Origin of the sequence: Egicoccus sp. AB-alg6-2, assembly GCF_041821025.1 — a bacterium.
In the GTDB taxonomy this organism is placed as follows: domain Bacteria; phylum Actinomycetota; class Nitriliruptoria; order Nitriliruptorales; family Nitriliruptoraceae; genus Egicoccus.
This window is the reverse complement of record NZ_JBGUAY010000005.1, coordinates 394,851-408,216: the sequence shown is the minus strand read 5'-3', so window position 1 is coordinate 408,216 and position 13,366 is coordinate 394,851. Positions and strand designations below refer to the sequence as shown.

Genomic DNA, 13,366 nt, shown 5'->3' with positions numbered 1-13,366 from the left:
TCAGACCACCTGGTCGGCGCCCTCGGGGTCCCAGGCGTGCTCGATCTGGGCGGCCGTCGCCGTGGCGAGATCCCGGCCGGCGAACCGGTCGACGAGGTGGAGTCCGAGCGCGATGCCGCTGGACAGCCCGGCTCCGGTCACCACCTCGCCGGTGTCGACCCACCGGCGCCCGGCGACCACGGATCCGACGTCGTGCCGCCGGCCGAGGGCCTCGAGGTCCTCGTGATGGGTCGTCGCGGGCCGGTCCCGCAGCGCACCCGCCGCCGCCAGCAGGAACGATCCCGTGCACACCGAGGTCGCCACCTCGCTGGCCGCGACCAACTCGCGTACGGCCTCGACCAGCCGCGCGTCCCCGGTCCCGGCCGCGACGTCGACGAGGCCGGGGACCACGACCACGTCCACCGGTCCCAGGTCCTCGAGCGTCACCTCGGCCCGCAGACCCAGGCCCCCGTACGCGGTCATCTGCCGGTCGTCGACGGCCACCGTCGTGACCGCGAACGGCGGCTCGTCGCCCGCCCGCACCGCCAGTCGGTTCGCCGTCAGCAGGACCTCGTACGGCCCGCCGACGTCGAGCAGGTCGCAGCCGTCGAACAGCAGCAGGGCGATGTGCAGAGTCACGCGGTCCTCGTAACGCCGTCAGTCGCGCTCGGCGAGCTCGGGTGGGAAGCCGCCGGTGGCGATCGGGCCCCAGCGCTCGATCGTCAGCCGCAGCAGGCTCTTGCCCTGCCCCACCATCGCCTGCCGGTACTCGTCCCAGTCGGGGTGTTCGCCGGAGATGGCCCGGAAGTACTCGACCAGTGGTTCGACCGCCTCGGGGACGTCCAGGACCTCGACGCGGCCGTCGAGCTGGACCCACGGGCCGTTCCAGTCGTCGGAGAGCACGACCGCGCTGGCACGGGAGTCGCGCCGCAGGTTCCGGGTCTTGGCGCGCTGGGGATAGGTGGCCACGACCAGGCGTCCCTGGGCGTCGACGCCCGCGGACACGGGCGAAGACTGTGGCGAGCCGTCCCTGCGGAAGGTGGTCAACACCACGTGGTGACGCGGGCGGACGAAGGCCAGCATCGCGTCACGATCGACGCGGTCGGCAGTGGCGAAGGTGGGGCTCATGTCGTCAGCGTAGACCGACCGGACCGTCCTGCCGCGACGGCACCGATCAGATGCAGGGGCCGGTCTCGCCGGGCGTGCGCGGCGCTGCGACGATCGCCTCGAGTTCACTGAGGGCGAGCGCGAACGCGACGGTGGGGTTGTCCGGGCTGATCGCGAACACGACCCCGTTGACGTTGCCGGCCACGTCGATGACCGGCGAGCCCGAGTCCCCCTGCTGGAGGGCGGAGGAGAGGAACAGCACCTCTCGCTCGGTGCGGTCCCGGCCGTAGATGTCACGACCGACGGCGGTGCGCTGGTCGTCCACGCGGGTGGGAGCGACCCGCGGGGTGTCCTGGCCGCCCGGGTAGCCGATGACCGCGCCGTCCGCGCCGACCTCCGGCGGGGCGGTGGACAGTGGGTCCTGTCCGAGTTCGGGCACGGCGAGGATCGCAAGGTCCCGGTCCGGGTCGAACACCACCACGGTCGCCGAGCGCTGTTCCCCGTCGGGCCGCTTGACGACGACGTCCTCCGCGCCGGCCACGACGTGGGCGTTGGTCACCACGGTGTCCGCGGCGATGGCGAAGCCCGAGCCCTCGTAGCGCCGGTTGCAGCCGTCGGCCTCGACGTTGACCGTTGCGGCCGTCGCCCGGTCGACGATGTCCTGCGGAACCGGGATGTCCTCGGGGGGCGGCCCCGTGACCGGTGCCGGCTGCAGGTCGGCGAAGACCTCGGGGAAGCGGCTGGTGTCGACCAGGTTGCGCATCGCGCGGACGGCGTCGGGGGGTTCGGGCGTCGAACGCTCGATCGTCGCGGCCAGCGTCGACGAGCGCACCTGCCGCGACACCTCGCCGGGCACCTGTGCCGCGGCGGGCAGCAGGAACCAGACCACGGCCACCATCGCGACGGCGCCCGCCACGGCCCCGAGCGCGCGGTCCAGGCCCGAGAGCGGCGTCGCGGCGATGGTGCGTCTGGCCCGCAGTCCGACCGCCTGGAACAGCGAGGCGATCACGGTCACGGTGATGGCCAGCACGATCAGTCCGACGAACAGGCGCACACCCGGCTGCCCACCCTCGACGAAGGTGAGCGCGGTCGGAACGGTCCACGTCGCCAGCGCCACACCGACGCCGAGGCCGAGCCACGACGCCGCCCGGGCGACGAAGCCCAGGCGCAGGCCACCGCCGATGGCCACCAGGACCAGCAGCACCAGCAGGACATCGAGGAGGTTCACGGGGACAACCGTAGCCACGACACGTCAGCAGCCCGCTCCTGCGCGGGACGAGCGGGCGCTCCCACGAGCGCTGGAGGGCGGGAGCAGGAGCGCTGGACGCACCGGGCGGGGGAGAACGAGAACGGCGTCCGCTCGCGCGGACGCCGTGGTCGTGTCAGGAGCGGAGGAACGCTCAGTTGGTGTGCGCGGTCCGCCGGGCCTCGCGTTCGAGGTACTCGGTCAGGCGGGTGTGCAGCTTGGCCGCCGTCAGCTCGGACTGCGGGTGGTGGCCGCCTCGACGGGCGATCCACAGGGGGCGGGCGTCGCCCTCCCAGGTCGCGGTCTCATCGACGCTGAACTGCCAACCCGGGAACTCCGTGTGCAGCCAGTCGATGACCGATCCGTGAGGCGTGTCCGTCCGCGTGGATCCGGCCTGGCGCGGGGGGGCCGTGGTCTGGGTCGCGTCGGTCACGATCAACCTCCGTAACAGGGGGTGGGGAGCGGGAAGTATGGCGAGTCGTTCCCCCGTGGTTCGTAGGAAACGGTCTCGCGGGTGTGCCGTCAGGGGCTTCGGGGTGACCGCCCGGACGGGACCGGGCGGGATTCCCTGTCCGTACAACGTTCGGAGGGGTGGGTTGTCTTCCCGCGGCGAGCGCCCCACCGGTCGCCCGGGCGCGGACCGCTACGCTCGTGGGCCGTCTGTGGTGAGGAGTCCGCGTTTGGCCGAGCGTGCGCAGTTGACGTTCGTGCCCGGCGAGCTGGTGCCCGCCTCCGGCGTGTTCGCGGTGTGGTTGCCGGCGGCCGACGACGGCGCGTCGCCCGGCGACGACGCCCTGCTCGAGGCCATGCGCGGCCTGGAACTGCCCGAGGGGGAGTCCGGCACGCTGACGACGATCGACCTCGTCGACGGTGCCGTCGAACCGCGGGACCGCCCGGCCCGCATCGTGGCCTTGCTGCCGGTGGTCCGGCGTCTGGCCGCGCTTCCGCCCGGTGCCGACTGGCCGGCCTGGGCCCGCCCGGCCGCCTCGGTGCTGGCGTGGAGCGTCGCGGCGAAGCTGGCGCTCGAGTCGGTGGCGGCCGGCCGGATGCTGCCGACCTTCCGCCCCGGGGACCATCCGACGTCGGGTCTCGCCTCCTGGCGCGTCGCGGCGCCCTCGGACACCCGCGTGGCGCAACTGGCCGCGGTCCTCCCACTGGCCGCCCACGCCGTGCGGCGTCCGTCGGGTGAGCTGTGGCGACCCGGCGAACTGCTCGGTGCCTTCCTGGACGCCGTGGCGGACGCCTGTGCACGCGAGGGCCGGCGTCCCGAGCTCGACCCGCGGCGACGTGGGCCACGTCGGCCCTGGCAGGAGATGTGGGCCGATGCCCTCGCGGGAAGTGACCCGACGGTCGGGCACCTGCGGGTGCCGGCCGACGAAGTCGCCGCCGAGATCGAGGACTGGGCCGGTCCCTTGCTCGGAGGCGACCGCGAGGCCGTGGCGCGCCTCGCCGTCCGCCTCGAACCACCCGTCGTCGGTGACGACGGTGCCACGGACGTCGCCGCGAGGCTGTCGGCATCCGGATCGAGTTGGCACCTCACCTACCTGCTGCAGTCCACGATCGACCCACAGTCGCGGGTCGAGGCCGCGCAGGTGTGGGCCGGTGGGGGCGCCGGACTCGAACTCGGCGGCCGGCGTCTGCCCGATCCGGAGGCGACCCTCGTGCGCGGTCTGGCGAGCGCCGCCCGCCTGTACGCCCCCATCGACCGCAGTCTGTCCGAAGCCCGCCCCGAGGGGCTCGATCTGCGGGCCACCGAGGTCGCGAACCTGCTCAGCGAGGGCGCCGACGCGTTGGCGGCCGGCGGCATCGGCGTCGAGGTACCGCCCGAGCTGCGCGACGCGGGCGAACAGCGTCTGCGTCTGCGGATCCGTATCGGCCGGAGCACCGACCTCGCGCCACGGGTCGAGGGCGCCAACCCCCTGGGACTGTCCTCGATCGCCGACCTGCGCTACGAGGTGGCGCTGGGTGACGACGCGCTCAGCGCGGACGAGTTCGCCGAGATCGTCGCGCTCAAGCAGCCGCTGGTCCGCTGGCGGGGCAACTGGATCCGCGTGGACCTCGACGAGGTCGACCGCATGGCGGAGCTCGCCGGCCAGACCGCGTCGCTGGAGCTCACCGAGGCGCTCGCGGCCGCGCTCTCGGGGCAGCACAAGGTGCCAGACGTCGGCTGGGTCGACGCCGTGGCCGACGGAGCACTCGGTGAGCTGATCGATCGGCTGCGCCGCACCGAGGAACCCGGCGAGGCCCGCATCGAGCACATCCACGGGGACCTGCGCGAATACCAGCGGCGCGGCGTGGCGTGGCTGCAGCAGCTGACCGAGCTCGGCATGGGCGGGGTGCTGGCCGACGAGATGGGCCTCGGGAAGACCCTGATGGCGATCGCCCTGCTGACCTCGCGACCGCAGGACCGACCCCACCTCGTCGTGTGCCCGACGTCGGTGGTCGGGAACTGGGAACGCGAGTTGAAACGGTTCGCGCCCGACGTGCCGGTCGTCCGCCACCACGGTCCGGAACGACCCGTGTCTCGGCGGGCGTTCAAGCCCGGCTTCGTGACCGTCACCTCCTATGCGCTGCTCCGACGCGACATCGGGATGCTGGGTGACATCGACTGGGACGTGGTCGTCTTCGACGAGGCGCAACAGATCAAGAACGCGGCGTCCAAGGGTGCCCGGGCCGCGCGGTCGCTGACGGCGCGGGCACGCATCGCCATGACGGGCACACCCATCGAGAACCGGCTCGCCGAGCTGTGGTCGATCGTGGACGTGACCAACCCGGGACTGCTCGGCTCGCAACGCTCGTTCAACGAGCGGTTCGCCGTCCCGGTCGAGCGGTGGCACGACGAACATGCCGCCATGCGTCTGAAACGCCTCGTGGCGCCGTTCGTGCTGCGACGCCGCAAGGCCGATCCCGACGTCTCCGTGGACCTGCCGCCCAAGCAGGAACTGACGGTCAACTGCTCGCTCACCCGGGAGCAGGCGAGCCTGTACCAGGCGGCCATCGACCAGGCCTTCAGTGGCAAGGGGCTGGGCAGTACCGCGTTCGAGCGTCGCGGCCGGATCCTGGCATTGCTGACCGCCCTCAAGCAGATCTGCAACCACCCGGCCCAGTACCTGCGCGACGCGGGTGGGCCCGACGGTGACCGTCGGCTCGCCAACCGTTCCGGCAAGCTCGCGCGCGCCACCGAGATCCTCGGAGAGATCGTCGACAACGACGAGCGGGCCCTGGTCTTCACGCAGTTCCGCGAGATGGGCGAGCTCCTGGTGCGCCACCTCGGCGCGGAGCTCGGCGTGCCCGAGCTGCCGTTCCTGCACGGCGGCCTGCAGCTGCCGCGGCGTGACGCGATGGTGCATCGGTTCCAGGAGGACGAGGACGCACCACCGATCCTGCTGGTGTCGCTACGCGCCGGGGGCACCGGCCTCAACCTCACCCGCGCCAGCCACGTCCTGCATTTCGACCGGTGGTGGAACCCCGCGGTGGAGGACCAGGCGACCGACCGGGTCCACCGCATCGGCCAGACGCGGGCCGTGACCGTCCACACGATGGTGACGGCGGGCACCATCGAGGAACGCATCGCCGCGCTCCTCGACCGCAAGCGGGCACTTGCGGACGCCGTCGTGGAGACGGGCGAGACCTGGATCACCGAGCTCGGCGACGACGAACTCCGCGAGCTGGTGTCGCTGTCCACCGACGACCTCGCGGACGAGGACGACGACGAGGCGCCGTCGGTCGCGCCGCAGCGGCCGATGCTGACCTCCATCCCCGGTGGCCGGGCGTGAGCAGCGGCATCGTGGGACCCGGTGGCGGGCCGAGCGACCTGGTCGATCCACGCCGCTGGTGGGGACAGCGGTGGCTCGAGGTGCTCGACGCGACGGGTGCCGCCAACGCCCGTCGGGTCCAGCGGGGCCAGGGGCTGGCCAGGCGTGGCGCGGTCACCGACGTGCGCGTGGAGCCGGGCGTCGTCAGCGGCACGGTCCGCGAGGACCGCTCCGCGCCGTGCCAGGTGACCATCCACTGGCCACCACCGGCCGAGGCGGCGTGGGTGCGGGCCACCGGCGTGCTGGCCGCGGAACTGCGGTTCACGGCGGCGCTGCTGGACGGTGAACTGCCCCAGGGGGTCGCGGACGTGCTCGCGGACGCCGGTGTGCGGGTGCTGCCCCGACCGGAGGACCTGCGCTTCCGGTGCAGCTGCGACGAGGGGCACCAGCTGTGCCGGCACGCGGCCGGCGTCTACACCGTCGCCGGGGCGGCCATCGACCGCGACCCGTTCGTGTTGCTGCGGTTGCGGGGGCGGGACCACGACCGTCTGCTGCGCGACCTGCGGGCACAGCGCGGCGGCGGCGCAGCGCTCGTCACCGACGAACTCGACCTCGGACGCGGCCTGTACGCCGCGGGCGGCGATCTCGACGCGATCGCGCTGCACCCCACGCCGGTCGAGGACCCCTCGGCCCTGTTCCAGCGCCTCGGACCGCCGCCGGGCGTCGACGACCTCGACCCCTACGTCGCCACCATCGAACGGGCGGCTGCCGGCGCCTGGCGGCTGGCCGCGGGCGAGGGCAGCGAGGCCGCCGACGAACAGGTGCTGCTCGCGGAGTTGCGGGCGCAGCGCGTCGGCACGGTCGCCTCGCTGGCGTCGGCGCTCGGGCGCGACGAGGACCAGGTTCGCGAGCACCTCGACCGGCTCTTCGACGCCGGGACGGTGCTGCGCACGGGCACCGGCGAGCGGGCCCGCTACCGGGCGACGTCCTGAGGCGCGGTCGCCTCCCCGCCCAGCAGACGCAACGGGACCGGTACCAGGCGTGAACGCAGGTACTCGCCCAGCCCCTTCGCCTGGGGGTCGGGACGGGTCGACGAGGCCACCCCGTCGCCGAGCAGTCCGGGGAGGACGACGTTGACCGCCCGGAGGTTTGGCAGGTGATGTACCTCGACCGGGAGGTCCGCCGCCTCGGGCAGTAGGGCGCGGACGGCGTCGACGGTGCCGACGACACCCAGCAGCCAGGCGTAGTGGTCGGGGTCGCGGACCCAGAAGCCGACGTTGGCGGTGCCGCCCTTGTCGCCCGACCGCGCGCCGGCCAGGTGCCCCAGCGGCAACCGGTGGGTCGCGTGGTCGGCGTGGTCGGGGCGATCGCCTCCGGCTGCGTGCCCGCCACCGCCGGCAGGCGGATCCGCGGCCCCGTCGCGTCCGTGGTCGGCCCCGGTCTGGCGGATCTCGATGCGCCGCCCGTCGGGGAGCACGACCGCCTCCTCGACGAGGTGGGACGGGACGGTGGCCGGCCACGAGCGGCCGAAGGGCTCCGCGTCGGTCGGTGGTGCCGTGACCGTGAAGCCGGGATAGGACGCGAGCGCGAGTTCCACGCAGGCGCTGGCGAGCGCCCGACCGATCGGTTCGGGTCGCGGGTGGTGCACGGTGAGGGTGAGGGTGGCCGTGGCGGCGGCGTTGTCCTCGGCGTCCGCGTGGTCGCCGCGGACCAGCCGCCAGTCGACCAGTTCGGGGCCCGCCGCCTCCAGCGCCGGCTCGAGCTGGCGCCGCACGAGGTCGGCCTTCGCCTCGATCTCCAGCCCGGTGAGCACGAACGTCACGCGGTTGCGATGCCCGCCGACGGCGTTGAGGGAGACCTTGGAGGTCGACGGTGGCGGGGTACCGCGCACGCCGTGGATGCGGACGCGGTCGGCAGCCTGTTGCTGCAGCGTGATCGTGTCGAAGTGCGCGGTCACGTCGGGGTTGAGGTAGCCGGGGGCGCCGATCTCGTACAGCAGTTGCGCCGTCACCGTGCTGACGTCGACGCGGCCGCCCGTCCCGGGATGCTTGGTGACGACGCTCGAGCCGTCGGCATGGACCTCGGCGATGGGGAAGCCGGGATGTTCGATACCCGGGATCTCGGTGAAGAAGGGGTAGTTCCCGCCCGTCGCCTGGGTGCCGCACTCGATCGCGTGTCCGGCGACGACCGCGCCGGCGAGCGCGTCCCAGTCGGTGCGCTGCCAACCGAAGTGCGCAGCGGCCGGGCCGACCACCAGGCTGGCGTCGGAGACCCGGCCCGTGACGACCACCTGGGCGCCCTCGCGGAGCGCGGCGGCGATGCCCCAACCACCGAGGTAGGCGTTGGCGGACACGACGGGGCCGCAGAGCCGGTCCAGTGGCTGCCCGGTGTCGAGGTTGACGAGGTGGTGCCCGGCCGCCCGGAGACCGTCCAACCTGGGGTACAGGTCGTCGCCCTCGACGTGTGCGACCGCCACGTCGAGGCGCAATGCCGCGGCGAGCTCCCGCAGGGCGCCCGCGAGTCCGGCCGGGTCGAGCCCGCCCGCGTTGACGACCACCGCGGTCCCACGCTCCACGCACGGCGCCAGGACGTCGCGCATCTGCCGCAGGAAGGTGCGGGCGTACCCGACGCCGGACTTCTGGCGGGTCCGCCACAGTACGAGCATCGTGAGCTCGGCGAGGTAGTCGCCGGTGAGGACGTCGATGGGGCCGCCCTCGAGTTGTTCGGCGGCCGCCGCGTGACGGTCGCCGTAGAAACCGGAGCAGTTGGCGATCCGCAGTGGGGCGTCCAAGGCGGTCCTCCGGCGTCCGTGAGGCCCCCAGCCACGGGAGCCCCTCGACGCTAGCGAAGTGGGACGCTGCCTCCCGGATCGTCCCACCCGGACGCGGCCGACTACGGTCGTCGCGGCCATCCCGGCAGGAGACCCATGGACGTCGGACAGCTGTTCTCGGTGCGCGACAAGGTGGTGGTCGTCACCGGCGGCTCACGCGGCATCGGCGAGATGATCGCGCGCGGCTTCGTGGCCGCGGGCGCCCGGGTGTACATCTCGTCGCGCTCCGTGGAGGCCTGCCAGGCACTCGCCGGCGAACTGTCGGACACCGGCAGCTGCATCGCCCTCCCGGCGGACCTCTCCACGACCGAGGGGGTCAAGCAGTTGGCCGGCCAGCTCGCCGAGCGTGAGGACCGCATCCACGTCCTCGTCAACAACGCTGGCGCCACCTGGGGCGCGCCGCTCGACGAGTACCCGGAGTCGGGCTACGACAAGGTGATGGACCTCAACGTCCGCTCGGTCTTCCTGCTCACCCAGGCGTTGGCGCCGCGGCTGCGGGCGGCGGCTTCCCCGCAGGACCCGGCCCGGGTCATCAACATCGGGTCGATCGACGGCGGGTTCCACGTGCCGACCTTCGAGAGCTACGCCTACTCGGCGTCCAAGGCGGCCGTGCACCAGCTGTCCCGGCACCTCGCCAAGTTCCTGGCCCGCGACCACGTGACCGTCAACGCGATCGCACCCGGCCTGTTCCCGTCGAAGATGACGAAGGTCATCATGGCGCACGAGGAGGAGGTCGCGGCCGCGATCCCGCTCGGCCGTGTCGGTCAGCCCGAGGACATGGCCGGCATCGCGATCTATCTCGCCTCGCGCGCCGGCGCCTACACCACCGGTGCGGTGATCCCCGTCGACGGCGGCCACGCCACCCTGGCCTGACGCGGAGACGTGGTGCGCCGGTGTCGGCGCACCACGGACCCGGCTCTTCGTCAGCCGCCGGCCGTCGGCCGCTCGCCGAGCGTGACCGTCGTGGTCCGCTGCTCGCCGTCGCGCAGATAGGTCACCTGCACCTCGTCGCCGGGTCGGTACTGCTGGATCCGGCCGGCGAGCTCGGCCATGGTCGCGACCTCGTGGTCGTCCATGCGGATGACGATGTCCCCCGGGCGCAGACCCGCGTCGGCGGCCGGCCCGTCGGGGACCTCGGCCAGGACCGCGCCCTGCTCGACCGGGAGGCCGTACAGGCGGGCGACGTCCCGGTCGACCGTCTGGCCCGCGACGCCGAGGAAGGCGTGCCGGACGGCCCCGTCGGTCAGCAGCTGGTCGGCGACGTTGCGGACGGTGCCGGCCGGGATCGCGAACCCGATGCCGTCGTTGCCGCCGCTGCTGCTCGCGATGGCGGTGTTGACGCCGATGACGCGACCGGCGCCGTCGACCAGGGCCCCACCGGAGTTGCCGGGGTTGATGGCGGCGTCCGTCTGCAGCAGGTCGACCAGGGCGGCCTGCGGTGTCGTGACGGTGCGGCCGAGGGCACTGACGATGCCCGACGTCACCGAGCCGTCGAGTCCGAAGGGCGAGCCGATGGCCACGGCGGTGTCGCCGACCTCGGGGAGGTCGTCCGCGCCGGCCCACATCGGCACAGGGAGATCGGTGGCGTCGACGCGCAGCACGGCGAGGTCGGAGGAGGGGTCGGTCCCGACGATCTCGGCGGGTAGGCGCTCGCCGTCCGGCAGGGTCACGCTCACCTCGACGGCGTCGGCCACGACGTGGTGGTTGGTGACCAGCACCCCGTCGGTGCGGTAGACGACCGCCGATCCCGAGCCGCTGCCCGTGGCCCCGCGGGCATCGACGCGTGCGACCGAGGGCGCGACCTGCTGCGCGATGCCGCCGACGAGGCTCCCGGGCGTGTCCGACGCGCCGCTGACGTCGGCGTCGCCCGGGTCCGCGGACGCGGCAACGGGGGCGGGGTCGTCGAGCAGTTGGACCGGCACGACGACGGCACCGGCGCCGAGTGCCCCGGCGGCGGCGACCGCGACGAGGTGGCGGGCGCGCAGACCCGGCGCGCGTTCGGCGGTACGAGCACCGGGCGGCGGCGGGGGCAGCGGCGTGGTGGCCGACCGGTGTGATCCGTCGGTGGGTTCAGCGTGTTCGGACCGGCGGGTCGCGGTGTCGAGGTCCACGTCGTGCTCCTTCGGTGGCGGCGGCGGTGCCGTGCATGGCGTCGGAACCCGACGGTAGGAACGCCGCGGTGAGGTCGTTCCACACGCCGGGTAAGGAATTGGTGAACCTCCGTGAGGGCGGTCCATCCGCCGGCGGGCAGGCGACCGCACGGCGCCCGACCGTCGTACGCTGCCGTGGGTCCCCGAGCCAGGCGAGGCGAGGTTGAGCGAGACACCGGCGCGGGTGTTGCTGGTCGAGGACGACGACGGGATCGCGCGGCCGCTCGTGGCCGCCCTGTCGTCGAGCGGTCACCGGGTGGTGCGGGTCGCGACCGGCCGCGAGGCGTTGGTGGCCGCCCGTGAGGTGGATGCCGTCGTCCTCGATCTCGGCTTGCCCGACATGGACGGCATCGAGGTGTGCCGCCGCCTGCGTCGCGACCTCGGGGCGGACCTGCCCATCCTGGTCCTGACGGCCCGAACGAGCGAGACCGAGGTGGTGGTCGGCTTGGACGCCGGCGCGGACGACTACGTCCCCAAACCCTTCCGGCTCGCGGAGTTGCAGGCCCGTCTGCGGGCGCTGCTGCGCCGCGCCGCCGCGACGCGTCCCGCCGTCGGCCAGGTCGTGGTGCGCGACGTCACCGTGGACATCGGCGCCCGGCGGGCGTGGCGCGGCGGGGTCGAACTGGACCTGGCGCCGAAGGAGTTCGACCTGTTGGCGTTGCTCGTCTCGCGTGCCGGCAACGTCGTCACACGCGACGACCTGGCCCGCGAGGTGTGGGACACCCGCTGGATGGGTGCGTCGAAGACCATCGACGTCCATGTCTCGTCCCTGCGCCGCAAGCTCGGCGACGACCCCGCGATGCCGCGCTACATCAGCACCGTAAGGGGTGTCGGACTGCGCTTCGAGGCCGAGGACCAGACCGCGGCGGGTGGCAGCGGATGAGGCAGCGGCTGCTCGTGTCGGCGGTGGCCCTGGTACTGAGCGCGCTGCTGGCGTTCGCGTTGCCGTTGGCCTGGTCCGTCCGCGGTCTGCTCGAGGCCCGCGCACTCGACGCCCTGCAGGGCACCGTCGAGCCGTTCGGCCTGTTCCTCGACGCGTCGCGGAACTGCGCCGAACTGCAGCTGCTGGTCGCGAGGGCCGGCGGTCTGCCCCTGGCGGTCGCCGTCATCGGCGCCGACGGGCGGCTCGTCGCGACGACCGGGCCGGCGGGGCGTCCGAGGCTCGGCCCCGAGGTCGCCGACGCCGGCGCCGGACGTCCCGGCCGCCACATCGACGAGGAGCGGATCGCCGTCGCGTTGCGGCTGTCCACGCTGGTGTGTGGTCAGCCGCTGGTCCTGCACGCCACGACCGACCCGGGACCGGTGCACACGCAGGTCCGCCGGGCCTGGCTGTTGATCGCCGTCGTCGCCGCCGTCGTCGCCGGATCCGCGGCCGTGGCGGCGTGGGCGCTCGGACGGCGGCTGGCGCGCCCCTTCGAGCAGCTGGCCACCTCCGCCGGCCGGCTCGGCGAGGGGGATTTCTCCGCCCGGGCGCCACGCAGCGGGCTGCCCGAGGCGGACCGCATCGCCGACGCGCTCGACGACACCGCGGAACGTCTCGGGAGGTCCGTCGAGCGGGCCGGTGCCTTCGCGGCGGACGCCTCGCACCAGCTGCGTACCCCGCTGACGGCGCTGCGGCTGCACCTCGAGACCTCGGCCGCCGCCGGCGCGGATCCCTCGGTGCAGGCGGCGCTCGACGAAGCGGACCGGTTGGCATCCACGATCGACGAACTCGTGGCACTCACCCGGCCGGACGCCACCGCGCACCACCTCGACCTCGGGGGGCTGGTGCGCGAGCGGTTGCCGGTGTGGGAGGAACTCGCCGCCCAGCAGGACCGGCGGGTCGTCCTCGAGGCGCTGCCTGTCCCCGCGGTCCGGGCCCGTGCCGGTGCGGTCGGCCAGGCGCTGCAGGTGTTGCTGGACAACGCCCTGCGTCACGGGACCGGGACGATCACCGTTCGTGTGGCGCCGGCGCTCCCTGACGAGCCCGACGGGGCCGTTCGGGTGTGCGTGCTCGACGAGGGACCCGCTCGCTCACGAGCGCCGGCGGCGACGGGGGAACACCACGCTCCGGCCGCCACGGGCGGGCGCGGCCTGCCGCTCGCACGCGCGCTGATCGGCGCCGAGGGTGGGGAACTGACCGTCACCATCGATCCGACCGGTACCGCGGCCTGCCTGCTGTTGCCAGGGGGGAGTACCGACCCTTGAGTTCGCGGCCGAGATGGCCGATAACGGGGAAGGTGGGCGGTACCGTCTCGTCGACGGGTGGGCGCCCGCGCCTGTCCCTGCGTGCCGAACGCGCCCCGGCGCGTGCCGATCC

11 protein-coding genes are annotated in these 13,366 nt (G+C 73.7%); 5 read left to right on the top strand and 6 right to left on the bottom strand.

Going from position 1 to position 13,366, the window contains the following annotated elements:
• The 4 genes from ACERMF_RS11315 to ACERMF_RS11300 form a co-directional block, all read right to left on the bottom strand.
• Positions 1-618, bottom strand: coding sequence for a DJ-1/PfpI family protein (locus ACERMF_RS11315; RefSeq protein ID WP_373669189.1), 618 nt, complete (start codon positions 616-618; stop codon positions 1-3).
• Positions 619-636: 18 nt separating this feature from the next.
• Positions 637-1,107 (bottom strand): PPOX class F420-dependent oxidoreductase, encoded by a 471-nt coding sequence (locus ACERMF_RS11310; RefSeq protein ID WP_373669188.1) that lies wholly within the window; start codon positions 1,105-1,107, stop codon positions 637-639.
• 46 nt (positions 1,108-1,153) lie between these two features.
• Positions 1,154-2,314 (bottom strand): MarP family serine protease, encoded by a 1,161-nt coding sequence (locus tag ACERMF_RS11305; RefSeq protein WP_373669187.1) that lies wholly within the window; start codon positions 2,312-2,314, stop codon positions 1,154-1,156.
• A 172-nt stretch (positions 2,315-2,486) separates the two neighbouring features.
• Complete coding sequence (locus ACERMF_RS11300; protein ID WP_373669186.1) at positions 2,487-2,765, bottom strand: hypothetical protein; 279 nt, start codon at positions 2,763-2,765, stop codon at positions 2,487-2,489.
• 247 nt (positions 2,766-3,012) lie between these two features.
• Here ACERMF_RS11300 and ACERMF_RS11295 point away from each other — a divergent pair, with 247 nt between their 5' ends.
• Both ACERMF_RS11295 and ACERMF_RS11290 read left to right on the top strand, forming a co-directional pair.
• Entirely contained in the window at positions 3,013-6,108 is a 3,096-nt protein-coding gene (locus ACERMF_RS11295) for an SNF2-related protein (RefSeq protein ID WP_373669185.1), read from the top strand.
• On the top strand, positions 6,105-7,079 hold the full coding sequence (locus tag ACERMF_RS11290; protein ID WP_373669184.1) for a hypothetical protein: 975 nt from the start codon (positions 6,105-6,107) through the stop codon (positions 7,077-7,079). The genes ACERMF_RS11295 and ACERMF_RS11290 overlap by 4 nt, the downstream gene beginning before the upstream one ends.
• Here the strand turns inward: ACERMF_RS11290 and ACERMF_RS11285 are convergent.
• Positions 7,061-8,878: an acyclic terpene utilization AtuA family protein gene (locus ACERMF_RS11285; protein WP_373669183.1), complete on the bottom strand. Its 1,818-nt coding sequence runs from the start codon at positions 8,876-8,878 to the stop codon at positions 7,061-7,063. The two genes, ACERMF_RS11290 and ACERMF_RS11285, sit on opposite strands and share 19 nt — an antisense overlap.
• A 135-nt stretch (positions 8,879-9,013) precedes the next feature.
• On the opposite strand from ACERMF_RS11285, the gene ACERMF_RS11280 reads away from it, so the two are divergent.
• Complete coding sequence (locus tag ACERMF_RS11280; RefSeq protein WP_373669181.1) at positions 9,014-9,790, top strand: SDR family oxidoreductase; 777 nt, start codon at positions 9,014-9,016, stop codon at positions 9,788-9,790.
• A gap of 50 nt (positions 9,791-9,840) precedes the next feature.
• Here ACERMF_RS11280 and ACERMF_RS11275 read toward each other — a convergent pair whose 3' ends face one another.
• On the bottom strand, positions 9,841-11,028 hold the full coding sequence (locus tag ACERMF_RS11275; RefSeq protein WP_373669180.1) for a S1C family serine protease: 1,188 nt from the start codon (positions 11,026-11,028) through the stop codon (positions 9,841-9,843).
• 202 nt (positions 11,029-11,230) lie between these two features.
• Here ACERMF_RS11275 and ACERMF_RS11270 point away from each other — a divergent pair, with 202 nt between their 5' ends.
• A complete protein-coding gene (locus ACERMF_RS11270; protein ID WP_373669179.1) occupies positions 11,231-11,950 on the top strand; it encodes a response regulator transcription factor in 720 nt (239 codons plus the stop codon).
• Complete coding sequence (locus ACERMF_RS11265) at positions 11,947-13,254, top strand: sensor histidine kinase (protein ID WP_373669178.1); 1,308 nt, start codon at positions 11,947-11,949, stop codon at positions 13,252-13,254. Before ACERMF_RS11270 ends, ACERMF_RS11265 begins: the two co-directional genes overlap by 4 nt.
• Positions 13,255-13,366: the final 112 nt, after the last annotated feature.